This is a genomic window from Sporofaciens musculi (genome assembly GCF_009830285.1).
GTDB lineage: Bacteria > Bacillota > Clostridia > Lachnospirales > Lachnospiraceae > Sporofaciens > Sporofaciens musculi.
In genome coordinates, this window is record NZ_WUQX01000001.1 from 2,708,225 (window position 1) to 2,733,842 (window position 25,618).

Consider the following 25,618-nt stretch of genomic DNA (forward strand, 5'->3'; position numbering starts at 1 on the left):
CTCACTCCCTACCTTTATTAATTCTTAAAGCAGCTTGATATTCCTGCTCCCTTTGCACTCATACCAATTTCCCAAATCCCAGGACAAGGGCTGGTAATCTGTAATTCCCTTTCCCTCATTGGGGTATTTGACGGAATATACACAGTCTGCCGTATAGAGACACATTAGTATCACGCAGCACCACATAAGCACATTTTTTCTAATCCCCCGTATCCGGTTATCCAGAAGGGGCGCCGCAATATACACGATAACCATGCCTCCTATTCCAAACACCAGCAGACCCTCCGCACAGATTCTTCCATTCAGATTCAGAAAATATCCGCTATAATCCCACCATTTTTTTCCGTCATAGACCACCTCAAGATAGTAGGAAGTCCAGTATTCCACCATTCCGCACAGAAAAATAATACTGAAAAACTGCATTACCGGATGATTCCGCACCCTGTTTAAAAGGGTAAGCAGCATCACCCCGCCCGCGCCGTAAATCGGAAGCCACGGTCCGTGGAGCGTACCTCGGTTGACAAACACTCCATCCAGCACCAGATGGATGCTCACCTCCCAGCACCAGCCAAGCATGGAGAAAAAGAAGAAAAGTAAAACCAAGGACCAGACAGAATAATGGCGCATATAATGAAACGCATCCATACGCTTGTGCTTTGCCCCGTCTGGAAAACGGGAGAGCCTTGCCGGATAGGCTTTTCCCTCCACCACATCCTTAAGCATGCCAATCCTTACTTGAAGCTCTCTGTTTTCTTCGTAGCCCCCTACTTCTTTTGAATCCCCAATGGAAATACCAAACCAGTCGGAAAGAATTCCTCTTAACCCCTCCGGCTTTTTAGGGCTGTCTTTCTGCTCGTTCTTCCACCCAATCACATCCGAATACCCTTCTTCCAGAAGCTCTCCTGACACTCTTTCGTACAGATATGTATCATTTAGAAGCTCTGCCCCCTGAATACCCGCCGCCTTTGCCTTAGCCCTAAGGGCCGCATAAAATTCACAGTATGTAGCCGACTGATAGGGAAGGGAGTAGAATATCTCAGAAAGCCCGAAGGTAAACGACCCAAGGAAGCTCCATCCGAGAAACGAACACTCCATCACAAAGCATTCCCACTTATGTCCGTACATCATTTTACGGGAGAGGGTAACTGCCTGTCGTCCGCTAAGATCTGGATTCTCTGCCAGGATAAATGGCACCAGAAAGTAGGAATAAGATTTGATAATGCCTCCGATAATGGTTAATGCCCACAGGAACTCATAAACAGTATAAACAAGCATTGCAAGTGATACCTGAAGCCACCGCTTTACACGCAGCAAAAATACGAAGCGCTGGATAGGAAGCTTTTCATAGCATCTGCTCTCAAGGAACATTCTTGCAGCAATCACGGTATAGGTATTGACCACCAGCAGATAGAAGGCGAACACTCCAGCAAAAGCCAGCAAAACCAGGATTAGGCTCCCTACATTATTCGTTCCAAATAGGGAATTGATGCCTGACACGAACATCACGATAAACGAGCCAGAGGTAACCCCATTCACCAGCTTTGACAGCGCTCCTCTACTCCTTCCCAATACTCGATTGCCCTCCTTTGACCGCTCAATTTCTGCCTCTTTAAGCTTCTCCGAAAGCTCGCGCCCTTTTTCAGGATTGCCCATCATAATATGATGTATCACATCCAGCAGCCCGACGCTGCCCACCGCTATTCTGGTATCCGCCGCTGATTGAGGGGTTCCCCCTGTATTTGTCTCAATTCCTTCCTCACCCTCATCATCTGACGGAATATCCACACTATACGCCGATACATTCTCCGACGAATACGCTCTCACAGCGTTATCAAAACTGGAATTCCTAAGCCCCAGAAACACCGAAATCAGCCCTGTCATTACCAGAATCATATAATGTCCTTTTAATGTCTGCCTTGCTCTGGCTTTCATCTCTTTTCTAGTCATAACTCTCCTCTTTTGTACACCCATCAAGCGTAAAAAGAAATTCCTCCTTCACATACTACAGGCGAATATTTCACCACAATACTCTATATCATACATGATTTTAGGGATATTGAAAATATTTTTTTATGAATCTTAAAAGAAATTAAGAATATTATAAGATTAATGAGACCTACCTACCCTTCGGGCAGGTGGACTTCATCCAACAATATATGTTATGATATATTTATGGAAGATTTCTCCTAAAAGCCTGATAGAAAGAAGTGATTTTATATGCAGTCTTTGCAAGTTGATTTTGGAAATGAAAACGTATCCCGCAATATTCTCTCTGTAGCTGCGCCCATGCTGGCAGCTCAGCTCATTAACCTGCTCTACAACATCATTGACCGCATCTACATAGGAAAAATCCCAGGGGAGGGCACCCTTGCTCTGGCAGGACTTGGCTTATGTTTTCCGATTATCACCATGGTGACAGCCTTCTCCAACCTGTTTGGAGTGGGCGGCGCACCTCTGTGCGCCATCGCAAGAGGGAAAAATGATCTCAAGAAAGCCAGAAAGATTATGAACAATGCCTTCTTTATGCTGATTGTCATTGGAATTGTCCTGACCTTAACTGGAATCACATTCCACAAACCCCTGCTCTTTCTGTTCGGTGCAAGTAAAGCCACCTATCCTTACGCCTCCGGCTACATGGTCATCTACCTGCTGGGCACCATCTTTGTGATGGTCTCCCTTGGGATGAACCCCTACATCAACAGCCAGGGGTTTGCAAGGGTGGGCATGAAGACCGTGTTGTTGGGCGCTGCCATCAATATCGTTCTGGACCCCATTTTCATATTCCTGCTTCATATGGGCGTCAGAGGAGCGGCGCTGGCCACCGTCATCTCCCAGTTGTTCTCCGCCGCCTGGGTACTACGCTTCCTGACAGGAAAACAGGCGGAGCTGACCCTTGATTTCCGTGGATTTTCTCCAGACTTCTCATGTATCTTAGAAGTTGCAAAGCTGGGAGTCTCCACCTTCTGCATGGCATTTACCAATGGACTGGTTCAGATTGTCTGCAACTTTATGCTTCAGACCTTTGGCGGAGACCTGTACATCAGCGTCATGACGGTCATAAGCTCAGTCCGTGAGATTGCCCAGACGCCTGTAATGGCAATCTCCGAAGGCTCCTCTCCCATCATCAGCTACAACTACGGAGCTTATAATACACGGCTGATGAAGCGGGCAATCCGCTTCATGACCCGCTTAGGCTTCGCATACACGCTGGCAATCTGGGGCCTTTTCTCTGCCTTTCCTGAATTCTTCATCCGAATATTTAACCACAACGAGGAGCTTATTGCAGCGGCTGTTCCTTCCATGCACGTCTACTTCTTCGGATTTTTTATGATGGCATTCCAGTTTGCAGGCCAAAGCGTGTTTAAAGCATTAAACAAGCCCAAGCAGGCGGTATTCTTCTCCATGCTTCGTAAAGTGGTGATTGTTGTACCCCTAACACTCCTTTTGCCCCGTCTTAAAGGCCTTGGGGTAACAGGCGTCTTTCTTGCCGAGCCAATTTCAAACTTCATCGGCGGCCTTGCCTGTTATCTGACCATGCACGCAACGATTCTGAAACCCTTAAAAACAATCCCAGAGAAAGGAAATAAATAGAAAGAAGGGGCGCAATCACCCCTTCATCACATATTCAAGCCCTATTCCTGCCAGTGCAAAGCCTGGTGCTCAGGTCTTCCGTCTCTGAGCATCAGCTCATTTACCGCCTCTCTTGGGTCTTTTCCCTCAAACAGCACTTCACTTACCTTATCAATAATCGGAAGGGACACGCCGTATTTCTGTCCAAGCTTCACCGCAGCCTTGGCAGAATACACGCCTTCCACCACCATCTGCACCTCGTCCATGGCCTCCTGCATAGTCCTGCCCTGGCCAATGAGATACCCTGCCTTACGGTTACGACTGTGAACGCTGGCACAGGTTACAATTAGATCCCCGATTCCTGTAAGGCCGGTGAAGCTCTCCACCGCGCCGCCCATCTTCACGCCAAGTCTGGCAATCTCGGCAATACCTCTGGTAATAAGCGCAGCCTTGGTATTGTCTCCATAGCCTAGTCCGTCCGCGATTCCTGCCGCCAGGGCAATCACGTTCTTAAGAGAACCTCCTAACTCCATCCCTCTCATATCAGGGCTAATATACACACGGAACACCTCGTTCATGAACATCTCTTGCAGATACTCGGCAATCTCCTTTTTTCTGGCGCCTATCACCACGATCGTTGGAAGTCCTCTGCCTACCTCCTCGGCGTGGCTTGGTCCTGACAGAACCGCCACCTGAGCGTTGGGTATTTCTTCTTCAATCTGCTGAGAAAGAGTCATCAGCGTACTCTCCTCAATTCCCTTGGCCACATCCACGATAATCTGTCCCTTAGCCACATAGGGACTCATGTTGCGCGCCGTACTCCTTGTAAACGGAGACGGCACCGCCAGCACGATGAAGTCCTTTCCCTTCACCGCCTCCTCCATATCTGTGGTAAATATCATATCCTTTGGAAGCTTTACTCCCGGCAGCTTGTTCACATGCTCACGTTTTTCAGAAAGCATCTTCACTTCATCTTCACTAATCGACCATACGGTAACCTGGTGCCCGTTTTTGTGGAGAAGAAGCGCCAGCGCTGTTCCCCAACTTCCTGCACCCATAATTCCTACATTTGCCATAGTCCTCAAATCCTTTCTTAATATTTTACCTCTCTTTTGGTATACGTCACTGACTCTTTCCCACGCTCAGCTTATTCTCTGTTCCCGACAAAAGCCTTTTAATGTTCGCCCTATGCTTAAAGAATGCCGACACCATCAGAAACGCAGCAATCCCGTACATCTCATAGAGATAATTCTGAGCTATGCCATACGCCCCGCTCTGGCCGAGGTAGATAATCTCGCCCAGATAGACAATCACCACCACCAGAGAGCCTAAAGACACATATTTTGTTCCTGCCACTATCCCCAGAAATACACAAAGGCAGATCAGTACCATCCAGGCATTGGTCGTGCTAAGTAAAAGTCCGGCAGTCGTGGCGATCCCTTTTCCGCCTTTGAACTTCATATAAAATGGATAGTTATGCCCAAGAACCGCCCCCATGCCTGCGTACATGGACAAAAGAGGCAGCATATCCCCATGGCTGTCCTGATAGATGAAACGCACCAAAAGGACCGCAAACACGCACTTGAAGGCATCTCCAAGAAGGGTTACGACTCCTGCCCTCCACCCCATAGTCCTGAGCGCGTTGGTGGTTCCCGCATTGCCGCTTCCCTTACTTCGGATATCTATATGATGCAGCTTCCCATATAGATATCCCGTCTGCAAAAGACCAAATAAATACCCAATTAACACACTGATCAAACGTTCCATAACTAACGCCCCTTCTCCTTTCTCTCCCTGATGAAGAATTTCAGGGAGGTTCCACAGAAGCCAAATGCCTCCCGTATCTTATTCTCAAGATACCTGGTATAAGAGAAATGCATCAGCTCCTTATCATTCACAAAAATCACAAATGTGGGCGGCTTCACAGATACCTGGGTGATATAGTAAAGCTTCAAACGCTTCCCTTTATCTGAGGGAGGCTGCTGCATTGCCACAGCCTCCGTCATAATCTCATTGAGCACGCCTGTCGCCACACGCATGGTCTGATTCGCAATCACCATATCTATCATGTCGTATAACTTGATTAGACGCTGTCCTGTATGGGCGGATACATACATAATCTCTGCATAAGGCATGAAGGACAAAACGCGGCGAACTTCGTTCTCATACTCCCTCATGGTCTTATCGTTCTTCTCAATGGCGTCCCACTTATTGACCACAATAATAATACCCTTGCCCCGCTCATGGGCAATTCCGGCAATCTTGGCATCCTGCTCGGTTACGCCCTCCACAGCATCAATAACCATCAGCACCACATCCGCCCGCTCTACGGCGGACACGGCCCGTATAATGCTGTAACGCTCTAACTCCTCCTTAATCTTACTCTTACGGCGAAGTCCGGCGGTATCGATGAACACATATTCTTTCCCATTGTAAACAATGTCTGTGTCAATGGCATCCCTGGTGGTCCCTGCAATGTCTGATACAATCACACGCTGTTCACCCAGAAGTTTATTGATAATGGAAGATTTCCCCACGTTTGGCTTTCCAATGATCGCCACCCGCGGTCTTTCATCCTCCTCCTCACTCTCCTCTCCTTTTGGGAAATACTTGATTACTTCATCCAGCATATCCCCAAGTCCAAGCCGCGACGCCGATGAAACAGGCAATGGCTCGCCAATTCCCAGGTTGTAAAATTCATACACATCCGGCATGTACTTCTCGAAGCTGTCCACCTTGTTCACCACCAGCAGGACCGGTTTTGCCGACCGTCTCAGCATATCCGCCACCTTCGAGTCCGCGTCCACCAACCCCTGGCGTACATCCGTCAGAAACAGGATGACATCCGCTGTATCAATGGCAATCTGCGCCTGCTCACGCATCTGTGACAGAATAATATCCTTGCTCTCCGGCTCGATTCCCCCTGTATCCACCAGGGTAAACTCCCTGTCAAGCCAGGAAACATCTGCATAGATACGGTCCCTGGTCACGCCAGGAGTATCCTTTACAATCGAAATCATCCCGCCGGCCAGCGCATTAAAAAGGGTCGATTTTCCTACGTTGGGCCTTCCAACAATCGCCACTACTGGTTTACTCATACTCTATCTCCTATTCTCATCTGTTCTCTTCATACGGAAATCCAAGCTAAAACCTTCCATGCCCTCCTGCCTTCAGACACTCAGCACAGCCTCCACGAAATCCCGTCCGCTTGATTTTACAATATCTACTCGTACTTGTAAAGCATCTTCCACCTCTGAGCGGGTAATATCATCCAGGAACACATCTTCTCCGCTGCGGAACATATTGCAGGGCAAAAGCAATCGTTCTCCTAACTTTCTTCCCTGAAGCTGGGCAATCAAATCCTGTCCTGTAATAAGACCTGACACTGTAATCATTTCCCCAAAGAAATCATTTTGGATTGGGTAAATATAAATCTTCGTCCTTTGGAACCTGCCCTCTAGCCTTTCTGCCATCCGCCGGATATAGGGATAGGCTAAAACCCCTGTGGCGATAGAAACCTCTCTCACCTTGTTGTCGCCTTTTGTCTTGTCATAAGCCTTTAAAAATTCATCCTCCAAAAGACGCAGCATCCCCACACCGTTTTCCAACTGAAGATATCCATCGTACTGGTCCTCCTTCGGAAGCTCTTGCCCTGCCAGAATATACCACTCATCGCCTCCATGAATAAAATGGATTCCATACTCCTTATAAATCAAAGCCTGCCACCTGTGAATGGTTTCTAAGACTTTTTGCGCATCCTCTCTGTCAAAGGGCAGTAAAGGGTATAGGCCCTCCCGATACTTTGTAAGTCCTACTGGAACCACAGACACGCTCTGCAAAAAAGGGATATACTTAGTCAGTTCACGAATGCTGTGCTCTAATTCCTCACCGTCATTGACACCCTTACACAGCACAATCTGACCATTCATCTGAATGCCGCCCTCATAGAGCTTATCCACCTTCTTTAAAGCCTCTCCTGCAAAACGATTGTGAAGCATCCTGCACCGAAGGTCTGGGTTCATGGTATGGAACGATATATTGATAGGCTCCAGATGGTAGTTCATGATTCTGTCTATATCATGGTCGCTCATGTTCGTAAGAGTCACATAATTCCCCTGGAGGAAAGACAGCCTGGAATCATCATCCTTAAAATACAGAGTCTCTCTCATCCCCTTGGGCATCTGGTCGATGAAGCAGAACATACACTTGTTTCTGCAAGACCGATACTCATCCATCAGCCCCTGCTCAAATTCTATCCCTAAGTCCTCCTCATAATCCTTCTCGATCTCAAGCTCCCATTCCTCACCGTCAGGCTTTTGGATGAGAAGGGTCAGTTCCTCATCATTTACAAAAAAATGATAGTCAAACACATCCTCGACCTCATTTTCATTGATGGAAATCAGCTTGTCTCCTGGCTCAATTCCCATCTCCTTCGCAATACTGTCCGGCAGCACCCTCTTTATCACATGCTCATGCTTCTTTATACTCATCTTTTACTGCTTCTCCCCAACTCTATCTTCACAATTTAAGTATAGCACATCCCTGTCTTAATTTCCATAAAATGTAGTTTAGGTTACTGTTTTAGAGATGTTTTCATATATTTATACAATCTATTGTTGACCGCTCTCCCAAAAAAATGTTATAAATATCTTAGGATTGTATCAATTAACACATATTAGGAGATTACCATGCCAAATATCAAATTAATGGAAACGGCGCTTCCAATAGCGCCTCTTAAGATTGCTGCTCTTGATTCCTGTAAAGAGCTTGGACAGAAAGTGGACCAATATATTGTACAGTTCCGCCAGGATGCGCTGCGGGAGTCTCTGGATTCCCCGCTTTTTTCCAGCTATCAACTGGATACCTATCTGGTAGGCTGTCAGTGCCCGCGCTTTGGCACAGGGGAAGCCAAAGGTCTGATTCACGAATCCATCCGAGGCAAAGACCTGTTCATCATCGTTGACGTATGCAACTACAGCCTGACTTACACAGTCAACGGGCACAAAAACCATATGTCTCCGGATGACCATTACCAGGATTTGAAACGAATTATCTCAGCAGCCAACGGCAAAGCACATCGGCTGAATGTTCTCATGCCATTCCTGTATGAGAGCCGCCAGCACAAGCGCACCAAGCGGGAATCCCTGGACTGCGCTCTGGCTCTCCAGGAATTGACGGATATGGGTGTGGACAATATCATTACCTTTGACGCCCACGACCCCAGAGTGCAGAATTCCATCCCACTCCACGGCTTCGACAGCTTTAATCCGCCTTACCAGTTCATCAAGGCGCTTTTGCGCGCAGAGCCAAATCTGCTTGTGGACAAGGACCATCTGATGATTGTAAGCCCTGACGAGGGCGCCATGCACCGAGCCGTCTATTTTTCCAACGTAACCGGCGTGAATATGGGGATGTTCTACAAACGCCGTGACTATTCCACCGTCGTCAAGGGAAAGAACCCTATTGTTGCCCACGAATTTCTTGGGGACGACATTCACGGGAAGGATGTAATCATCGTGGACGACATGATCTCCTCCGGAGAAAGTATGCTGGATGTGGCAAAACAGATCAAAGAGCGGGGCGCTAAGCGGGTGTTTGTATGCACCACTTTCGGACTGTTTACAGAAGGCTTCGGAATCTTTGACGATTATTACAACAAAGGCTATATCGACCGTGTGATCACCACCAACCTGACCTATCTTCCTCCGGAAGCTTATGAGAAGCCTTACTTCGTGGTGGCAGATATGAGCAAATTCATCGCATTGATTATAGATTCCTTAAACCACGATATTACCATTGGAAAAGTCCTGAATCCTACGGACAAAATCCATGGACTTCTTGCACAGCACAACCAGAGGCTCACACCGTCTTTGGGCTAACTAAAAAGACTCACAAATATTCTTAAGATAAAAGAGACTGACAGGAACCTTATATCGGTTCCCTGACAGCCTCTTTTTCTAACCACACGCTCATCTTATCACAAGGCATCCTTCCAAGAGAAGGCCTGCCATCTATTTACAGAAATCCGTATAACTGGTTCCGTTCTGCATCCCAATCCCCCGTGCCGCAGCCAGCTCGGAAACTGTCACCAACTGGTAGCCTGCCTCAATCAGCTTCGGAATCAGCACAATGGCCGCATCCACACTCTCTGTATGGATATCGTGCATAAGGACAATGTCCCCGTCCTTCACCTTCTGCATAACATTATCAATCGTAGCCTGGGCATTCCTGGTCTTCCAGTCCAGAGTATCAATATTCCAGAGAATCAGCGGCATCCCTGCCACGGACTTAAGAGTGCTTCCAATGGCGCCGTAGGGCGGACGAAGTACAGAAGCCGACTGTCCCGACGCATCCTTTATATTCTGGTTCGTACGGTCAATCTGATCCCTGATTCCCGCTGCATCCATCTTGGAGAGATCCGGATGGTCGAAGGAGTGACTTCCAAGCTCACACCCAATCTCCTTCATCCGCTTCACCTCATTGGGGTATCTTGGCACATTCTTTCCCTGCATAAAGAAAGTTGCATGGGCATGGTTCGCAGCAAGCGCCTCCAGAAGCTCTCCGGTGCGCTTCCCCGGCCCGTCGTCGAACGTTAAGGCAACCATCGGCCTTGACGGATCCACTCTGCTGGCTTCCATAGACTTAAGCACACCCTCCTTGTTAAAGGAGCACTTGGTCATCCCTATGAATATCTCGCCTTTGACCATCTTCCCCTCCTGGTCGAAGTAGTATGTATTCTCGTCAATATCCTTCCAGCCGGTCACCATCCTTCCGTCAGCCTCAAGGTAATATTTGGAGCCGTCTACTTCCACAAAGCCTGTCTTGCGGACACCGTCTCCATCCATATAATATCGGAGGCCTCCGGCGTCCACGAAGCCGGTTGCCTTGTTGCCTTCGCTGTCAAAATAATAAGTGTTCCCATTGGAAACCACGAAATCATTGGTCACATAGGTTCCGTCATAGCGTTTGAACCGTTCGCCGTCCCACTCTCCCATTGCATTCTTCACCGTCAACATCCCATCCAGGGTATCAATGCTAACCAGACCGACCCACTCCTTATCAAGAGCTGTCTGAATCTCATCCGAAAGTACAAGATGCATAGGATACTCTCCCTCCACAGCAGTATCCGCCTCACATGCCACAGTGTATCCCTTCCCGCTCTCGAAATCCTTCAAAAGCTTCGCCGCCGTATAGTTAGATTCCCCGTCTAAGACCGTCTCTGGATTACCAACCACCTCCGCCTCAATCTCAAATGCCGGAAGTTCTTCCCCCTGTAAGATGGATACCTCCTTGAGCTTCAGATAAACAGATGCCTCCTGCCTGGAAGCGGTTGCCGTGGTCAAAAAAAGAAGTGGAACCACACAAATCATCAAAAGAGTAAGAATGCGCAGACACATCCTCACTCTCCTCACCTTCCGGATCCTTTTCTCCTTCAATAACCTTCTTTCCTCATTCCTATCTTTCGTCATTCCTAATATCTCCCCTGTATATCCAGCCATTCTGTCGCGTCACTTAGGTAAAACCACACATATATCTGTTTGGTTCTTTAGCTGAGTATACAGGAAATCAAAAAACAATTCAATAAATATTATGTTAAGAATATTTAATTATTCTTTAACATTCTCATTAAAAATCAAGTTCTGAATAATCTATACCAAAACTTTGCAGTTTTACTGTTCTTATCGAATAACACGAACGCGCAGCACCTCTTTCACCTGTGAAAGCTCATCAGCCACACTGTCCGATACAGGACTGTCAAGATCAATCATAGTATACGCATATTTCCCTTTGCTCTTATTAGTCAAATCCGCAATATTCATATTATCCTTTGCCAGAATCTTAGTAAACTGTCCAATCATGTTGGGCACGTTTCTGTGGAGAAGCAAAATTCTGGTATTGTCCCCCTTAACGCCCATATCACAGTTGGGATAATTAACTGAATTCTTAATATTTCCATTCTCCAGATAATCCCGCAGCTGCTTAACCGCCATCCTGGCACAGTTATCCTCTGACTCCTCTGTGGACGCCCCAAGGTGGGGAATCACAATCGCACCCTTAACCCCTGCCGTCACTGGCGTAGGGAAATCCGATACATAGTGCTTCACATGGCCTGACAAAAGAGCATCCACCATGGCCTCCTCGTCCACCAGCACGTCTCTGGCAAAATTCAGCACCACTACGCCCTTTTTCATCAGACCGATGGCGTCCTTATCAATCATTCCCTTGGTCTGCTCCATTGCGGGAACGTGAATCGTAATATAGTCGCAGCCCTGATACAGCTCATCAACGGTCTTCGCATGATGGATACTCCTGGACAGCCTCCAAGCGGAATCCACGGAGACATAAGGGTCGTAGCCGTATACATCCATCCCAAGGTTCGTTGCAGCATTGGCCACCAGCACCCCAATGGCCCCAAGGCCAATGACGCCCAGTTTTTTGCCCTCTAACTCGCATCCGGCAAATGCTTTCTTTGCCTTCTCAGCGTCCTTTGCAATATTGCCGTCCTCCTCGTTCTCCTGTACCCAGTTGATACCGCCAATAATGTCCCGCGACGCAAGAAACATGCCTGCAATGACCAACTCCTTTACACCGTTGGCATTGGCTCCCGGCGTATTGAATACAACAATTCCCTCCTCCGCACATCTCTCAAGGGGAATATTGTTGACTCCTGCGCCTGCCCTTGCAATCACCTTAAGGTTCTTAGAAAACTCCGTGTCGTGCAGATTTGCGCTTCTTACCAGAACCGCGTCCGCCTTTTCCATTGTACCCGCCGGAACATATTCCTCCGTCAATTTTTCAAGTCCCACATCAGAGATTGGATTTAAGCAATAATATTTATACATGATTACAGATTCTCCTCCTCAAACTTCTTCATAAACGCCACCAGCGCCTCCACTCCCTGGATTGGCATGGCGTTATAGATACTCGCGCGCATACCTCCCACGCTGCGGTGTCCTTTAAGATTCTCAAAGCCCGCTGCCTTCGCCTCTTTGACGAATTTAGCGTCCAGCTCATCATCCCCTGTAACAAAAGGCACATTCATCAAAGACCGGTCCTTTGGCTCTACGGTTCCGCGAAACATCTTACTTTCATCCAGATAATCGTACAGAAGCTTCGCCTTCTTCTCATTATGCGCCTTCATAGCCTCAAGGCCTCCCTGTTTTTTTAGCCAGCGAAAGACCTTGCCGCAGATGTAAATCCCATATGCGGGAGGCGTGTTGTAAAGAGAGCCTGCGTCTGCATGTGTCTTATATTTTAACATGGTGGGGGTTAAAGGAAGCACGTCGTCTGTAATCAGGTCCTTTCGGATAATCACAATCACCGTCCCTGCCGGCCCAATATTCTTCTGTACGCCGCCATAGATGACCCCGTACTTCGTCACATCCACAGGCTCTGACAGGAAGCAGGAGGATACGTCCGCCACCAAAAGCTTTCCCTTTGTATTAGGCAGCTCTTGATATTTTGTCCCGTAAATCGTATTGTTTTCGCAAATATATACATAGTCCGCATCTTCGGAAATCGGCAGATCACTAACATCCGGAATATAGGAAAATGTCTTGTCTGCGGAGGAGGCCACAATATTCACCTTGCCATACTTCTTGGCCTCCTCACTTGCCTTCTTGGCCCACTGTCCGGTTACGATGTAATCCGCGGACTTATTCTTCATCAGATTCATGGGAATCATAGCAAACTGCTGCGACGCCCCTCCCTGCAGGAACAGTACTGCATAATCCTCTGGAATTCCCATTAAATCACGCAGATCTGCCTCTGCTGTATCTATAATCTCCTGAAACGCCTTTGAGCGGTGACTCATCTCCATAACGGACATTCCGGTTCCATTATAATCTAACATTTCCTCTGCAGCTTCTCTTAACACTTCCTCCGGCAATACGGCTGGTCCCGCTGAAAAATTGTACACTCTGCTCATTCTCATTCCTCCACTTTCTTATGTCTCGCTCTACTTGCCCTGCTCCAAATCCTTCTCGTCAAATACCTCGCTGATGGCCTTACCTGGCGCCACCATAGGCCACACCTTGTCGTCAGAGTCAATCTGACAGTCAATCACCACCGGCCTTCCTAATGTCAGCGCTTTTGCAAATGCCTCTCTAAATTCCTCCTGGGTTGCCGCCCGAATTCCGACTGCGCCCATAGCCTCTGCAAGCTTCACAAAGTCCACGGCATCATTTAACACGGTTGCCGAATATCTCTGCCCGTAGAAAAGGTTCTGCCACTGACGCACCATTCCAAGCACATGATTATTGATTACTACCTGAATAATCGGTATATTATGGCGGACAGCCGTTGCAATCTCATTCATATTCATGCGGAAGCAGCCGTCGCCTGCAATATTCACCACAATCTTATCCGGCCTTCCCTTCTTTGCCCCAAGAGACGCGCCAAGCCCGTATCCCATGGTACCAAGCCCGCCAGAGGTCAAAAAGGTCCTTGGCTTCGTATAGCGGTAGAACTGAGCCGCCCACATCTGATGCTGCCCTACCTCGGTCACCACCAAAGCCTCGCCCTTGGTCTGGCGGTAAATCTCCTCCACCACATAAGGCCCTGTCAGCACATCTGGATGATAGGCTAAGGGGAAGCGTCCCTTATACTCCATAATCTTTTCAATCCATTCTTTGTGCTCCTGTTTAGAAAGTCTCTCATTCAGAAGCCCCAGGACCTCACGGATATCTCCCACAACTCCGGCTGTAATCAAAACATTCTTATCCATCTCCGCCGGATCAATGTCAAACTGTAAAATCTTCGCATTGCTGGCAAATTTCTTCGCATTGCCGGTTACACGATCGCTGAACCTTGCTCCGATTACAATTAAAAGGTCGCACTCACTGACTCCATAGTTGGACGTCTTGGTTCCATGCATCCCAAGCATACCTGTATAGAGAGGATCCGTTCCTGGAAATGCTCCTTTTCCCATAAGAGAATCGGTCACCGGCGCATCCACCTTCCGGACGAATGTAACTAACTCCTTGCTGGCATCCGACAAAATAGCGCCTCCGCCCACAAAAATATAGGGCTTCTTACATTCTTCAATCAACTTAAGGGCTGTGGCAAGCTCTGCCTCGCTCACCTGGTTTAAGGCTTTTAAAGGCTTTGGCGTCTCCTTCTGGTATTCTGCCTTGTTGGCCGTCACATCCTTTGGAATATCAATCAGAACCGGCCCCGGCCTTCCCTTCTTTGCAATGATAAATGCTTTTCTGATGGTGTCGGCAAGGTCATTTACATCCTTCACAATATAATTATGCTTGGTAATAGGCATTGTAACCCCTGCAATGTCGATTTCCTGGAAGCTGTCCTTTCCCAGAAGGCTGACCCCCACGTTACAGGTAATTGCCACAATCGGGATAGAATCCATATATGCGGTGGCAATCCCTGTGACAAGGTTCGTAGCTCCCGGCCCGCTGGTGGCAAAACACACGCCCACCTTTCCGGTAGCCCTTGCATATCCGTCGGCCCCATGGGCAGCTCCCTGCTCATGGGAGGTCAGGATATGAGTAATCTCATCACTGTGCTTATATAACTCATCATATACATTTAAGATGGCGCCCCCCGGATAACCAAACACGGTGTCCACGCCCTGCTCTTTTAAACATTCGATCAATATCTCTGAGCCTGTCAACTGCATATTTTCGTCATTCTCCTTCTATTATATATAAGTTGTATCCTAAAAATCCCTACTTTCTGGGAATCTCCAAAATCGCACCGCGATTTCCGGAGGTCACCATAGCAGCATACCTGGCCAGATAGCCTGTAGTCACCTTTGGCTGCCTTGGCTTTAATGCTTCTTTTCTCTTTGCCAATTCCTCCTCTGACACGTCAAGCTCTAATTTCAGGTTCGGAATATCAATCTTGATAATATCTCCCTCTTTAACCAGCGCAATGGGGCCGCCTACCGCAGCCTCCGGTGACACATGGCCAATGGACGCACCTCTGGAAGCGCCGCTGAAACGTCCGTCCGTAATTAGCGCCACGCTGGAGCCAAGCCCCATTCCCGCAATGGCAGAGGTTGGATTGAGCATCTCTCTCATACCAGGACCGCCTTTTGGCCCCTCGTAACGGATGACTACCACGTCCCCTGCTGTAATCTTACCGCCCTTGATTGCGTCGATGGCGTCCTCCTCACAGTCGAACACCCTTGCAGGGCCTTCATGGACAAGCATTTCCTCCACCACGGCAGAGCGCTTCACCACACTTCCGTCTGGTGCGAGATTGCCCTTAAGCACCGCAAGACCGCCGGTGGGGGTATAAGGATTGTCAATAGGACGAATTACCTCCGGATTTCTATTAACTGCATGCGCTATATTTTCCCCTACCGTCTTACCTGTTACAGTCATACAGTCCGTATGAAGGAGCCCCTTCTTATTCAACTCCGCCATCACCGCATAGACGCCGCCCGCCTCGTTAAGATCCTCCATATAGGTTGGGCCTGCCGGCGCAAGGTGACACAGGTTCGGTGTCTTCTCACTGATACCATTTGCAAAATCAATCTCAAAATCCATGCCAATCTCATGGGCAATGGCCGGAAGATGGAGCATACTGTTGGTCGAGCAGCCAAGGGCCATGTCTACGGTCAATGCGTTCAGAACTGCCTTCTCTGTCATAATATCCCTTGGACAGAGGTTCTTCTCCCACAATTCCATAACCTTCATGCCTGCCTGCTTGGCAAGACGAATTCTGGCAGAGTAGACTGCCGGAATGGTTCCGTTTCCTTCAAGCCCCATTCCCAGCACCTCAGTCAGACAGTTCATGCTGTTGGCTGTGTACATACCTGAGCAGGAGCCGCAGGTAGGGCAGGTCTTGTTCTCAAACTCACATAAATCCTCATCTGTAAGTATGCCCGCCGCATTTGCCCCTACTGCCTCAAACATGCTGGAAAGGCTGGTCTTCTTGCCCTTCACATGGCCTGCGAGCATAGGACCGCCGCTGACAAAGATGGTGGGCACATTAATTCTTGCCGCCGCCATCAAAAGCCCCGGCACATTCTTATCACAATTTGGCACCATGACCAGCGCGTCAAACTGATGGGCAATGGCCATAGCTTCCGTGGAGTCTGCAATCAAATCCCTGGTTACGAGTGAATATTTCATACCCAGATGACCCATGGCAATTCCATCGCATACTGCGATTGCAGGAAATACCACAGGCGTTCCCCCTGCCATGGCGACTCCCTGCTTTACTGCATTTACAATCTTATCCAGGTTCATGTGTCCTGGAACAATCTCGTTGTAAGAGCTGACGATTCCCACCAATGGGCGCTCCATCTCCTCCGGCGTAAGCCCCAGTGCGTTAAACAAGGACCTGTGGGGCGCCTGCTGCTTTCCTTTTGTGACTGTATCGCTTCTCATATGATTTTCCCTCCTGGTAATACCATAACATTTCTTACCCTATTCTAAATTTTCTTTTACCTGCTTCCTATGATCTACTTAATATATCCGGCTATCAGATTGCCCATCTTCTCTGTGTCCACCTGCTGTTTTCCCTCGGACATAATGTCAATCGTCCGGTATCCCTCCTTAAGAACCCTGGAAACCGCCTGCTCGATGGCGTCCGCCTCTTTGTCCAAATCAAAGCTAAACCGAAGCATCATCGCCGCAGACAGAATTGTGGCAATAGGATTGGCAATTCCCTTGCCAGCAATATCCGGTGCAGAGCCGCCGCTTGGCTCATATAACCCAAACTTCGTCTCATTTAAGCTTGCGCTTGCCAACATACCGATGGAGCCTGTCACCATACTGGCCTCGTCAGACAGGATATCCCCAAACATATTCTCTGTCAGAATCACATCAAACTGCTTTGGGTCCTTTACCAACTGCATGGCGCAGTTATCCACAAGCATATGCTCTAACGTAACCTTGGGATACTCTTTCGCCACCTCCTCCACAACCTTTCTCCACAACCTGGAGGAATCTAACACATTGGCCTTGTCCACGCTGGTTACTTTTTTCCTGCGCTTCATGGCAATATCAAATCCACGCTTCGCAATCCTGCGAATCTCCTCCTCATTATATGTAAGAGAGTCGTATGCCGTCATGACGCCGTTCTCCTCCACGGTCCTTCTCTCTCCAAAGTACAGACCGCCTGTCAGCTCACGCATAATCATCATGTCGAAACCGCCCTTAGTAATCTCCTCTTTTAATGGGCATGCTCCCTTAAGCTCATCATAAAGAACCGCTGGTCTTAAATTTGCAAAAAGATTCAACTCCTTGCGTATCCGAAGCAGTCCTGCCTCCGGTCTCTTGGATGGCTCTAACTGATACCAAGGAGACGTCTTCGCATCTCCTCCGATGGAGCCCATCAATACTGCGTCGCAGCTTTTGGCGGCCGCAACCGTCTCGTCTGTCAACGGAACGCCGTGTACATCAATGGAGGCCCCTCCCATGAGAAGCTGTGTATAGTCACAGGTATGTCCATAGGTCTTTCCAACCTGGTCAAGCACCTTCATAGCCTCTGTCACAATCTCCGGCCCAATTCCGTCTCCCTTAATTACTCCAATATTCAGATTCATAATCCTCATCCTTCCTGCAATGGCACACTGGTATTCCTGCATTATAAGCCCATACCGGCCGCCCCAAACTTTATCCTCTATGATATCCTATTTTAGTACAGGTTTCAAGACTTTAGTTCGTCAAATTGCCTATTCCCTGTCAATTCCTGTAGATTTCACGGTTTTTCCTGCCTGTGGAAATGATTTCCTGTATAATATTTTTGCGGCCAAACATCAAAAAATCTTCCATAGCCTGCCTAAGCCTGCCATGGAAGATTCTTCCTCAGAACATCCTTCGCTTACATCCCTGTTTTTGGTGACAATCCAGTATCATTTCCTGATGCCTGGGGTCTGGTCGCCTTCACAAATGCAACTGGTGATAAGTTTGTAAATGTTGCTGATACGAACTCATCTCCTACTGCATCCGGAGTAATTACTTCCCAATTTGTATATGATGGTGCATAGCAGTGAAGTACGAAAATCGTATCGCCTGCTGAAACCTTCGGTACAGTGAAACCAACTGTAAGAGGATTCGCCTTTGACACTTCTCTGGTCGGTACTACCTCTGTTACGTGTAACAGTTGAAGGTTCATCCCTTCTCTATAGTAACTTCCCAAAATCTTTCTCAGTCCTGCTGTTGTTCTAAGCTTCGCATCTGCCACAGAGTAATACGCTGGGTCATATGCTGTAATTTTAACTTCTGTAGAATTGCTTGTTACGGTACCATCACTTGTAACCGCAGGGCTCTTATATACCGGAGCAGACGCACTGCCAGAAGCAAAGCTTACCATGCCCATGCTCAGAGTCAATCCCAATACAAGTGCAAGAGAAACTATCTTTTTTCCTAATTTAACCATCGGATATCCCTCCTTTCTTTTGTTTATTCTATATTAAAACCCATAAAGGCTTTAATATCCAAATTCCTGCTCTAACGGGGCTTATAGAACATCTCTACCGTTAAGCGCTTTAGCGCATCCTCATCTGGGTAGAATTCTTCATGAAGCTCACCCATCACTCGTTCTCCCTCAATCTGGACAACCATATCTTCAAAATCCATTTTATCTATATAAAAATAAAAAGACGGCAATTCCATTTTCCCAATATCCGTCGTCATATTCTCATTCATGATAGAGTAAAGCTCAAACAACAGCTTAGGGTCAGTCTTGATCGTTTCTTTTAAAGCCCCGATATATCCCTTGATATACTGCTTCTGCCTCTCTACCCTTTCCTCACAGCTCGCATATGTATGAATATCCCGTACATGGAGATAATTAAAACTGTGTCCGCCTGTAAGATGCACCGTATTTCCTGGCACAAACATAGGACTGTGCTTTGCAAGCTCAGGGTCCACATACTCTGAAGCCATCTGAACCGTAACCCCTCCCACAGCGTCGTTTAGGGCGGGAATGGCATTAAAATTAATGGCGCAGTACCTGTGGATGGGAATATTCAGCAGAAGCGCGGACACATCCTGGGCCGTTTTCTTACAGCTATCCTCCTCGTCGATTCCATAGGCATACTGCAAGGTAATCTGCATGGTTCTGGTATTAAAATAATTTCCTTCTGCGTCATAGATATCCACAGGCATCATCAAATCACGGGGAATATTTAAAATCTTCATCTCCCTGGTCTTTGAATTCAAACTAATCAGAAAAATAGCGTCAGACTGCCCCCTCTCTCCTGGAAGCACGTCCTGGTTCAAGGCATGGTCATGGTCGATTCCCAGACAGAGGATGTTAATCAAATCCTCGTTATATACATAATGCTCTCCCTCAAATTGAAGCGGCCGCGCCTTGCCCTCCACAGCCATATCCCGTTTAAGAAGGGCGCCTGATTGGCTTAAGACATACATAAAGGTTCCTGACAGGAGAAGAACCCCTGCCAGAAGCATCCCCCAAATATAAATTTTCCTATGATTCTTCATCATCCCGCACTCCTATAATCAGCCACCGGTTGGACGGCTGGTCACCGATACAGGTAGACAGGGTAATCATAGAATTCTTATCTGTAGGTGCGAATTCCTCATTAAAATACGCCGGCTGCTGCCCGAAATTCCTGATATCCTCGATAAACCGGCTTCTCTCTGCCAGCGTATCGAAATTATAACTCTTAGGTATGTAACGGTCGTCAAACACGACTGCCGCATACACGTGGTATTTAATTGCCTCATCCGGCAGATAAATATTAATCTCTGTATGCTCTCTGAAAAAAGCCTCGTCGTCATAATCATGAAGGCTTCCAAACATGGTCCCATCGTTCATGTCATGCCCATAGATAATGGTATTATTTTCATGGAAATCACGGCTGTTAAGACTCTCCGTGTAAATAGAGCCCGGAAGCCCTTCCGTTCTCTCCAGGGTAGTGTTGAGATAATCAACACTGCCATCCGCACTCTGCAGGATGGGATAATCAACCTTGGTCCCCGGAATCTGAATATAGGCATAGACATCACTGTTGACAGCCTTTAGCTCATCAAAATCCACCGGAATTTCAACCTTTTCTTTCTTAACCTCCTCGTCAAGATTCAACTCTTGAATCTCGGCCTTTTCCTCATTCTTTGGAGTTCCCGCAAAAAAAATAACACTCACTATGGCGATTGCCGCGATCGCCGCTGCTGCGACTCCTATCTTTACGTATTTTTCCACACTCATTCTCCTTACTGCTTGGCTTATCGTATAAGATTATAATCTTATAAAGTTTATTTGTCAACACCTTTAAAGATTTATTTTTATACACAAACTATTGTTAAAATAACCTTGAAAGGGCGTGATATCATGAAAAACCTGAAATTATTACGAAACCAAAAAGGATTAAGCCAGCAAAAACTAGCTGATATACTACACATCAGCCAGCAGTCTGTATATAAGTACGAAAATGACATAACTTCACCAGATATCGACACACTAAAGAATATTGCAGATTTTTTTGAAACCTCCATTGATTATGTGGTTGGTTACACAGAACTCCCTCACAAGATAGAGCCAACCATCAAATTATCCTTGAACCAGGATGAAGCAAAACTGATTGAAAAGTATCAGAGCCTTTCGCCAAAACGCCGTTCCGTCATACATTCTGTGATAGACAGCTATTCTGAAAAATATTAAGTATGTCTCTGGTATGATTTCACCCCAATCAGTCCATACTAAAGATTGGGGTGATACAATGACGTTCCAGGATGAATTTCCAATCGGCTTTACCATGTCGCTGGCGCAGCACACAGATGTATTGACTCAGTTCGCTTCCCTCTCTCCTGAGGAACAGCAGCGAATCGTGGACGGCTCCCGCCAGATGAAAAGCCGCAGAGAAATGCAGAATTATGTAGAGAATATGTTTCAGGGATAAGGCAAGCCTTATCCCTGATTATTTTTTCTCCTGTCCTTGTTCTCCTTTTCATATTGGAGGGCCGACGGATCCTTGATCTCCTCCACCCGCATCCACTCCTTGGTGCTATCGTCACGCTTAACCTCGGACTGATGCTGATATAAAAATCTTACCAGTTCATATAAGCTCACCCATATCTCGTTGTTCCCATCCCTCTGGGATTCGTCAAAAATCAACTGGAGTCCGAAATGCAGATGGTATTCGTCGATATTGTTTACATTTTCCTCCTTGCTGTAACCCGTCCGTCCAATATATCCGATCACATCGCCCGCCTGCACCACATCCCCTTTCTCAAGTCCCTCTGCATAGGGCCTATCCTGTCTAAGATGTGCATAGTAATAATAGCGCTGCCCGTCAAAGCTGTTAATTCCTACCCTCCATCCCCCGTACTGGTTCCAGCCAAGCTCTGCCACATAGCCGGATTCCACGGCAATAACCGGCGTTCCCACCTGCCCCATCATATCATGACCTAAGTGGTTCCTCCGATAGCCGTAAGTCCTGGACACTCCGAAGTCATCATAGTCTCTGTAGGGAAATCCTTTTGCAATAGGATGAAATGCTTTCAGACCGTATACTTTCCTGCCGGCCGCTTCATAGGCCCCGACCATGCCATTAAGTACTGCCCCGTACGCTTCTCGGTAATAGGGATAATACTCCATTCCCGCTGTCAACTCCTTTAGCGTCTTCTCCCCTTTCATAAGAACTTCTGCCACGTCGTCTAAGTCTTCCTCCTTGTATCTGGAAAAATCACCTCCGTATTTTGCCCCAAGGATTGCCAGAAGCTCTACCCAGTTTAGATGCTGGTCTTTTCCATAGGTATCGAGGTCATACTGGTAAGCCTTTTTCATGGCCTCGCAGGTCACATGAAACTCCACCCACTTGATATAATCCTTCTTTGTCTCTTCTGATTCCTCTCTTGTATTTTCCGCCTGATTGACGCCAGCGCTATTTTCTTCTTCCTCCATCCCATCAGAGCCAGAACCTTTCCTATTATCCTTCGTCTGGTCAGAATCAGAACCTTTTCCATTCTCCTCTGTCTGACCAGCCCCCTCCTTCCCCCTTGGCTTCATAGTCGTCACACCTTCTCCGCGAAAAGATGAGTTGTACTCTCCTTCTGCCGTCAACAGTCCGCCAACAGCAAGGGATATGCATAAAAGCAGCACTGACGTATGCTTTTTCATCCACCCATGCCCCACATTTCGTATCTGCTTTTACAGTCAGCATATGCGGATTTTTCTCCCCACATTCCAAATACATGGGAAATCCCTACCAAAAAGGACTGCCGGAAAACATTGAAATTCCGACAATCCCATTTTTTACTTTTCTGGCTTATTTCAAATGCCAGATATCATTATTATAATCTCCAATCGTCCGGTCTGATGAGAAGTATCCAGCCTTGGCGATATTGACCAGCATCTTCTTACTCCATGCCTTCCGGTCTTCGTACTCCTCGCATGCCTTCTCCTTCACCGCAATATAGTCCTTCAGATCCAGAAGCGTCATGAACCAATCCTTGTAAATCAGCTCTGCATGAATCTGAAGAAGATGATAGGGGTCTCCAATCTTCATCATCTCCGGACTGATGATAAAGTTCACCAGCGTGCGAATCTGCTCGTCCTCGATATAATAGTTCACCGCCCGATAGCTGCTCTTGGCATAATGCTCAATAACCTTTTCGCTGGACTCACCGAAGATGTAGATATTCTCATCTCCCACCAGCTCGTGAATCTCCACGTTAGCACCATCCTCGGTTCCAAGAGTCACCGCACCGTTTAACATAAACTTCATGTTTCCGGTTCCTGACGCCTCCTTGGAAGCCAGAGAAATCTGCTCGGAAATATCACAGGCAGGGATTAAATGCTCTGCCATAGTTACATTATAGTTCTCCACCATCACAACCTTAAGATAAGGCGCAACCTCTGGATCATTAGCCGTCAACTCCTGCAGACACAGAATCAGATGGATAATATCCTTGGCGATGGTGTAGGCAGGCGCTGCCTTTGCCCCGAAAATCATGGTAATCGGAGTCTTGGGCTTCCTTCCCGCCTTAATCTCTAAATATTTATAGATTACATACAGGGCGTTCATCTGCTGACGCTTGTACTCATGGAGCCGCTTCACCTGAATATCGAAGATAGATTCCGGATTCAGCTCTAACCCCTGGGTCTCCTTCAGATATTTTGAAAGCTCTGTTTTCTTCGTATGCTTAACTGCAAGCAATTTCTCAAGGGCAGCATCATTGTCAAGCTGGTTCATCAGTGACTCAAGCTTGCCAGCATCCTTGCGGAAATCCCCTTGGACATATTCATCCAGCCAGCTTACCAGCTCCTTGTTACAGTGCAGAAGCCATCTGCGGAAGGTAATTCCGTTGGTCTTGTTGTTAAACTTCTGAGGATAAATGTCATAAAAGGGCTTTAACTCTGAATTCTTCAAAATCTCCGTATGCAGAGCCGCCACGCCGTTGACACTGTATCCGAAGTGGATGTCCATGTGCGCCATGTGTACTCTGTTCTGGTCGTCGATGATCGCAACCCTGGAATCCTGGTATCTGCCCTTCATACGCATATCCAAATCCTTGATAATCGGTACAATCTGTGGTGCTACCTGCTCCAAATATTCAAGAGGCCACTTCTCAAGCGCCTCTGCCAAAATGGTATGGTTCGTATAGGCACAGGTCTTCTGTACAATCTCGATTGCCTCATTGAAATCCACATTCTTCTGCACCAGAAGACGGATTAATTCTGGAATGACCATGGACGGATGGGTGTCGTTAATCTGGATTGCAACATGCTCGTGGAGCTTGCGAAGGTCATATCCCTTATCCTCACACTCCTTCAAGATTAACTGTGCACCATTGGAAACCATGAAATACTGCTGATAAATCCGAAGCAGATTCCCTGCCCTGTCGCTGTCGTCCGGATACAAAAACAGAGTCAGATTCCTTCCAATATCCTGCTTATCAAAGGAAATCCCATCCCAGATAATGCTCTCGTCCACACCCTCCACATCAAACAGATGCAGCTTGTTCTTTCCATTCTCATATCCTGCCACATCAATGTCATATAGCTTTGACTTAAGCGTGAAATCCTTAAAGGGCACCTGGAAGCTAATCCCTGTATCCTCAAGCCAGGACTTAGGCTCAATCCATGGGTTCGGCATCTCTTTCTGCTTATGGGCCTCAAACACCTGACGGAACAACCCCATATGGTAGTTCAAACCGATTCCATCTCCGCAAAGTCCCAGTGACGCAATAGAATCCAGGAAGCACGCCGCAAGACGGCCCAGGCCCCCGTTTCCCAGAGATGGCTCTGGCTCCATCTCCTCAATGGCAGACAGCTTCTTCCCGTTTTTCTCCAACAATTCCGCTACTTCGTCATAGATACCAAGATTAATCAGATTGTTGGACAACAATTTACCGATTAAAAATTCTGCTGAAATATAATATACCTTCTTATCTCCGGTAATATCCGGCGTCTCCTTCAATCTCTCCTTTGTGTATGCAAGCAGAGCATAATAAATCTCACGGTCGCCTGCATCCTTTACATCCTTTTTCAGTTCATTCTGTAAAAATGTCGCTAAATCAAGCATAATATTCCTCCATTTCCATGCTCTTTTTCAGTATTACTTTACCATAAGTTTCCATTCTTGTCTAATAGGATATGCTAAATTTTTGACAAACACCCACTATGATATAAAATTTCCCTCAAAAACACCGTCTATGCATTGACACAACAATAGAATTGCTCAAAAAAAAACGCAGGGCAAGAATTCCTCCTGCCATACGCTTTTCTCCCAAAACATAAAATTATTCTGCCGCTGCCTTCTCCACCTGGGCGATAGACGACTTCTGCATCGGAATCCTACAGTTTCTGTTACTTCCAAACTCAACAATCACATCACTGTCACTGATATCGATGAGCACACCGTAGAAGCCGCTTGTCGTGAGAACCGTATCCCCTACTTCCATCTCTGAGATCATAGCCTGAACCCGCTTCTGCTCCTTCTTCTGGGGCCTTAAAAAAATAAAATAAAAGCCGCCGAAAATAACCGCATAAACCAGAATCAGTAATGCCCAGCTTCCCCCAGCACTCTGCGTTGCCAATGTGTACATAAAATCCTTCCTCCTAATATCTGTCTTAATCTCTGTCTTAAAAAAACACTATTGCTATC

The 25,618-nt window shown here is 47.2% G+C and carries 21 protein-coding genes; 4 read left to right on the top strand and 17 right to left on the bottom strand.

Annotated features, from left to right (window positions below; translation table 11 throughout):
* Nucleotides 1-24: 24 nt before the first annotated feature.
* Nucleotides 25-1,947: a DUF975 family protein gene (locus GN277_RS13590; protein ID WP_244324715.1), complete on the bottom strand. Its 1,923-nt coding sequence runs from the start codon at nt 1,945-1,947 to the stop codon at nt 25-27.
* 270 nt (nt 1,948-2,217) lie between these two features.
* Between GN277_RS13590 and GN277_RS13595 the strand changes: the two genes are divergently transcribed.
* The gene (locus GN277_RS13595) at nt 2,218-3,591 is read left to right on the top strand and encodes an MATE family efflux transporter (RefSeq protein ID WP_159751528.1); all 1,374 of its coding nucleotides are present in this window, start codon (nt 2,218-2,220) and stop codon (nt 3,589-3,591) included.
* 41 nt (nt 3,592-3,632) lie between these two features.
* On the opposite strand, the gene GN277_RS13600 is transcribed toward GN277_RS13595, so the two are convergent.
* From GN277_RS13600 to GN277_RS13615, 4 genes are all read right to left on the bottom strand, one after another.
* Nucleotides 3,633-4,646 carry an NAD(P)H-dependent glycerol-3-phosphate dehydrogenase gene (locus GN277_RS13600; protein WP_159751529.1) on the bottom strand — a complete coding sequence of 338 codons (1,014 nt, stop codon included), beginning with the start codon at nt 4,644-4,646 and terminating at the stop codon, nt 3,633-3,635.
* Between the two features lie 46 nt (nt 4,647-4,692).
* Nucleotides 4,693-5,337 (bottom strand): glycerol-3-phosphate 1-O-acyltransferase PlsY, encoded by a 645-nt coding sequence (plsY, locus tag GN277_RS13605; protein WP_159751530.1) that lies wholly within the window; start codon nt 5,335-5,337, stop codon nt 4,693-4,695.
* Nucleotides 5,338-5,339: 2 nt separating this feature from the next.
* Nucleotides 5,340-6,668: a ribosome biogenesis GTPase Der gene (gene der / locus GN277_RS13610; RefSeq protein ID WP_159751531.1), complete on the bottom strand. Its 1,329-nt coding sequence runs from the start codon at nt 6,666-6,668 to the stop codon at nt 5,340-5,342.
* Nucleotides 6,669-6,740: 72 nt separating this feature from the next.
* Nucleotides 6,741-8,060: a DUF512 domain-containing protein gene (locus GN277_RS13615; RefSeq protein ID WP_159751532.1), complete on the bottom strand. Its 1,320-nt coding sequence runs from the start codon at nt 8,058-8,060 to the stop codon at nt 6,741-6,743.
* Nucleotides 8,061-8,258: 198 nt separating this feature from the next.
* Here GN277_RS13615 and GN277_RS13620 point away from each other — a divergent pair, with 198 nt between their 5' ends.
* Nucleotides 8,259-9,449 (top strand): ribose-phosphate pyrophosphokinase, encoded by a 1,191-nt coding sequence (locus GN277_RS13620; RefSeq protein ID WP_159751533.1) that lies wholly within the window; start codon nt 8,259-8,261, stop codon nt 9,447-9,449.
* A 132-nt stretch (nt 9,450-9,581) separates the two neighbouring features.
* On the opposite strand, the gene GN277_RS13625 is transcribed toward GN277_RS13620, so the two are convergent.
* The 9 genes from GN277_RS13625 to GN277_RS13665 form a co-directional block, all read right to left on the bottom strand.
* Nucleotides 9,582-11,039, bottom strand: a complete 1,458-nt coding sequence (locus GN277_RS13625) for a polysaccharide deacetylase family protein (RefSeq protein WP_159751534.1) — start codon at nt 11,037-11,039, stop codon at nt 9,582-9,584.
* A 210-nt stretch (nt 11,040-11,249) separates the two neighbouring features.
* Nucleotides 11,250-12,413, bottom strand: a complete 1,164-nt coding sequence (locus GN277_RS13630) for a phosphoglycerate dehydrogenase (RefSeq protein WP_159751535.1) — start codon at nt 12,411-12,413, stop codon at nt 11,250-11,252.
* A 2-nt stretch (nt 12,414-12,415) separates the two neighbouring features.
* Nucleotides 12,416-13,498, bottom strand: a complete 1,083-nt coding sequence (gene serC / locus GN277_RS13635; protein WP_159751536.1) for a 3-phosphoserine/phosphohydroxythreonine transaminase — start codon at nt 13,496-13,498, stop codon at nt 12,416-12,418.
* Between the two features lie 30 nt (nt 13,499-13,528).
* The gene (ilvB, locus tag GN277_RS13640) at nt 13,529-15,208 is read right to left on the bottom strand and encodes a biosynthetic-type acetolactate synthase large subunit (RefSeq protein ID WP_159751537.1); all 1,680 of its coding nucleotides are present in this window, start codon (nt 15,206-15,208) and stop codon (nt 13,529-13,531) included.
* Nucleotides 15,209-15,257: 49 nt separating this feature from the next.
* Entirely contained in the window at nt 15,258-16,928 is a 1,671-nt protein-coding gene (gene ilvD / locus GN277_RS13645; RefSeq protein WP_159751538.1) for a dihydroxy-acid dehydratase, read from the bottom strand.
* Between the two features lie 74 nt (nt 16,929-17,002).
* The gene (gene leuB / locus GN277_RS13650) at nt 17,003-18,088 is read right to left on the bottom strand and encodes a 3-isopropylmalate dehydrogenase (RefSeq protein ID WP_159751539.1); all 1,086 of its coding nucleotides are present in this window, start codon (nt 18,086-18,088) and stop codon (nt 17,003-17,005) included.
* A 278-nt stretch (nt 18,089-18,366) separates the two neighbouring features.
* Entirely contained in the window at nt 18,367-18,924 is a 558-nt protein-coding gene (locus GN277_RS13655) for a hypothetical protein (protein WP_159751540.1), read from the bottom strand.
* 71 nt (nt 18,925-18,995) lie between these two features.
* Nucleotides 18,996-19,994, bottom strand: coding sequence for an LCP family protein (locus GN277_RS13660; RefSeq protein ID WP_159751541.1), 999 nt, complete (start codon nt 19,992-19,994; stop codon nt 18,996-18,998).
* A complete protein-coding gene (locus GN277_RS13665; RefSeq protein ID WP_159751542.1) occupies nt 19,978-20,712 on the bottom strand; it encodes a class B sortase in 735 nt (244 codons plus the stop codon). The genes GN277_RS13660 and GN277_RS13665 overlap by 17 nt, the downstream gene beginning before the upstream one ends.
* A 129-nt stretch (nt 20,713-20,841) precedes the next feature.
* Between GN277_RS13665 and GN277_RS13670 the strand changes: the two genes are divergently transcribed.
* Nucleotides 20,842-21,171, top strand: a complete 330-nt coding sequence (locus GN277_RS13670; RefSeq protein ID WP_159751543.1) for a helix-turn-helix domain-containing protein — start codon at nt 20,842-20,844, stop codon at nt 21,169-21,171.
* 58 nt (nt 21,172-21,229) lie between these two features.
* Entirely contained in the window at nt 21,230-21,409 is a 180-nt protein-coding gene (locus GN277_RS13675; protein ID WP_159751544.1) for a hypothetical protein, read from the top strand.
* An 8-nt stretch (nt 21,410-21,417) separates the two neighbouring features.
* Here the strand turns inward: GN277_RS13675 and GN277_RS13680 are convergent, their stop codons facing one another.
* From GN277_RS13680 to yajC, 3 genes are all read right to left on the bottom strand, one after another.
* Nucleotides 21,418-22,413 (bottom strand): M23 family metallopeptidase, encoded by a 996-nt coding sequence (locus GN277_RS13680; RefSeq protein WP_408641722.1) that lies wholly within the window; start codon nt 22,411-22,413, stop codon nt 21,418-21,420.
* A 364-nt stretch (nt 22,414-22,777) separates the two neighbouring features.
* A complete protein-coding gene (locus GN277_RS13685; RefSeq protein WP_159751545.1) occupies nt 22,778-25,036 on the bottom strand; it encodes a glycogen/starch/alpha-glucan phosphorylase in 2,259 nt (752 codons plus the stop codon).
* Nucleotides 25,037-25,253: 217 nt separating this feature from the next.
* Nucleotides 25,254-25,559 (bottom strand): preprotein translocase subunit YajC, encoded by a 306-nt coding sequence (yajC, locus tag GN277_RS13690; RefSeq protein WP_159751546.1) that lies wholly within the window; start codon nt 25,557-25,559, stop codon nt 25,254-25,256.
* Nucleotides 25,560-25,618 lie beyond the last annotated feature (59 nt).

Excerpts from the sequence above, each read along its gene's own strand:
- GN277_RS13615 (WP_159751532.1), bottom strand. The coding sequence starts at position 8,060 with ATGAGTATAAAGAAGCATGAGCATGTGATAAAGAGGGTGCTGCCGGAC.
- GN277_RS13600 (WP_159751529.1), bottom strand. The coding sequence starts at position 4,646 with ATGGCAAATGTAGGAATTATGGGTGCAGGAAGTTGGGGAACAGCGCTG.
- GN277_RS13670 (WP_159751543.1), top strand. The coding sequence starts at position 20,842 with ATGAAAAACCTGAAATTATTACGAAACCAAAAAGGATTAAGCCAGCAA.
- yajC (WP_159751546.1), bottom strand. The coding sequence starts at position 25,559 with ATGTACACATTGGCAACGCAGAGTGCTGGGGGAAGCTGGGCATTACTG.
- plsY (WP_159751530.1), bottom strand. The coding sequence starts at position 5,337 with ATGGAACGTTTGATCAGTGTGTTAATTGGGTATTTATTTGGTCTTTTG.
- der (WP_159751531.1), bottom strand. The coding sequence starts at position 6,668 with ATGAGTAAACCAGTAGTGGCGATTGTTGGAAGGCCCAACGTAGGAAAA.
- GN277_RS13595 (WP_159751528.1), top strand. The coding sequence starts at position 2,218 with ATGCAGTCTTTGCAAGTTGATTTTGGAAATGAAAACGTATCCCGCAAT.
- GN277_RS13630 (WP_159751535.1), bottom strand. The coding sequence starts at position 12,413 with ATGTATAAATATTATTGCTTAAATCCAATCTCTGATGTGGGACTTGAA.
- serC (WP_159751536.1), bottom strand. The coding sequence starts at position 13,498 with ATGAGCAGAGTGTACAATTTTTCAGCGGGACCAGCCGTATTGCCGGAG.
- ilvB (WP_159751537.1), bottom strand. The coding sequence starts at position 15,208 with ATGCAGTTGACAGGCTCAGAGATATTGATCGAATGTTTAAAAGAGCAG.
- GN277_RS13590 (WP_244324715.1), bottom strand. The coding sequence starts at position 1,947 with ATGACTAGAAAAGAGATGAAAGCCAGAGCAAGGCAGACATTAAAAGGA.
- GN277_RS13675 (WP_159751544.1), top strand. The coding sequence starts at position 21,230 with ATGACGTTCCAGGATGAATTTCCAATCGGCTTTACCATGTCGCTGGCG.
- GN277_RS13655 (WP_159751540.1), bottom strand. The coding sequence starts at position 18,924 with ATGGTTAAATTAGGAAAAAAGATAGTTTCTCTTGCACTTGTATTGGGA.
- ilvD (WP_159751538.1), bottom strand. The coding sequence starts at position 16,928 with ATGAGAAGCGATACAGTCACAAAAGGAAAGCAGCAGGCGCCCCACAGG.
- GN277_RS13620 (WP_159751533.1), top strand. The coding sequence starts at position 8,259 with ATGCCAAATATCAAATTAATGGAAACGGCGCTTCCAATAGCGCCTCTT.
- GN277_RS13625 (WP_159751534.1), bottom strand. The coding sequence starts at position 11,039 with ATGACGAAAGATAGGAATGAGGAAAGAAGGTTATTGAAGGAGAAAAGG.
- GN277_RS13660 (WP_159751541.1), bottom strand. The coding sequence starts at position 19,994 with ATGATGAAGAATCATAGGAAAATTTATATTTGGGGGATGCTTCTGGCA.
- GN277_RS13685 (WP_159751545.1), bottom strand. The coding sequence starts at position 25,036 with ATGCTTGATTTAGCGACATTTTTACAGAATGAACTGAAAAAGGATGTA.
- leuB (WP_159751539.1), bottom strand. The coding sequence starts at position 18,088 with ATGAATCTGAATATTGGAGTAATTAAGGGAGACGGAATTGGGCCGGAG.
- GN277_RS13680 (WP_408641722.1), bottom strand. The coding sequence starts at position 22,413 with ATGGAGGAAGAAGAAAATAGCGCTGGCGTCAATCAGGCGGAAAATACA.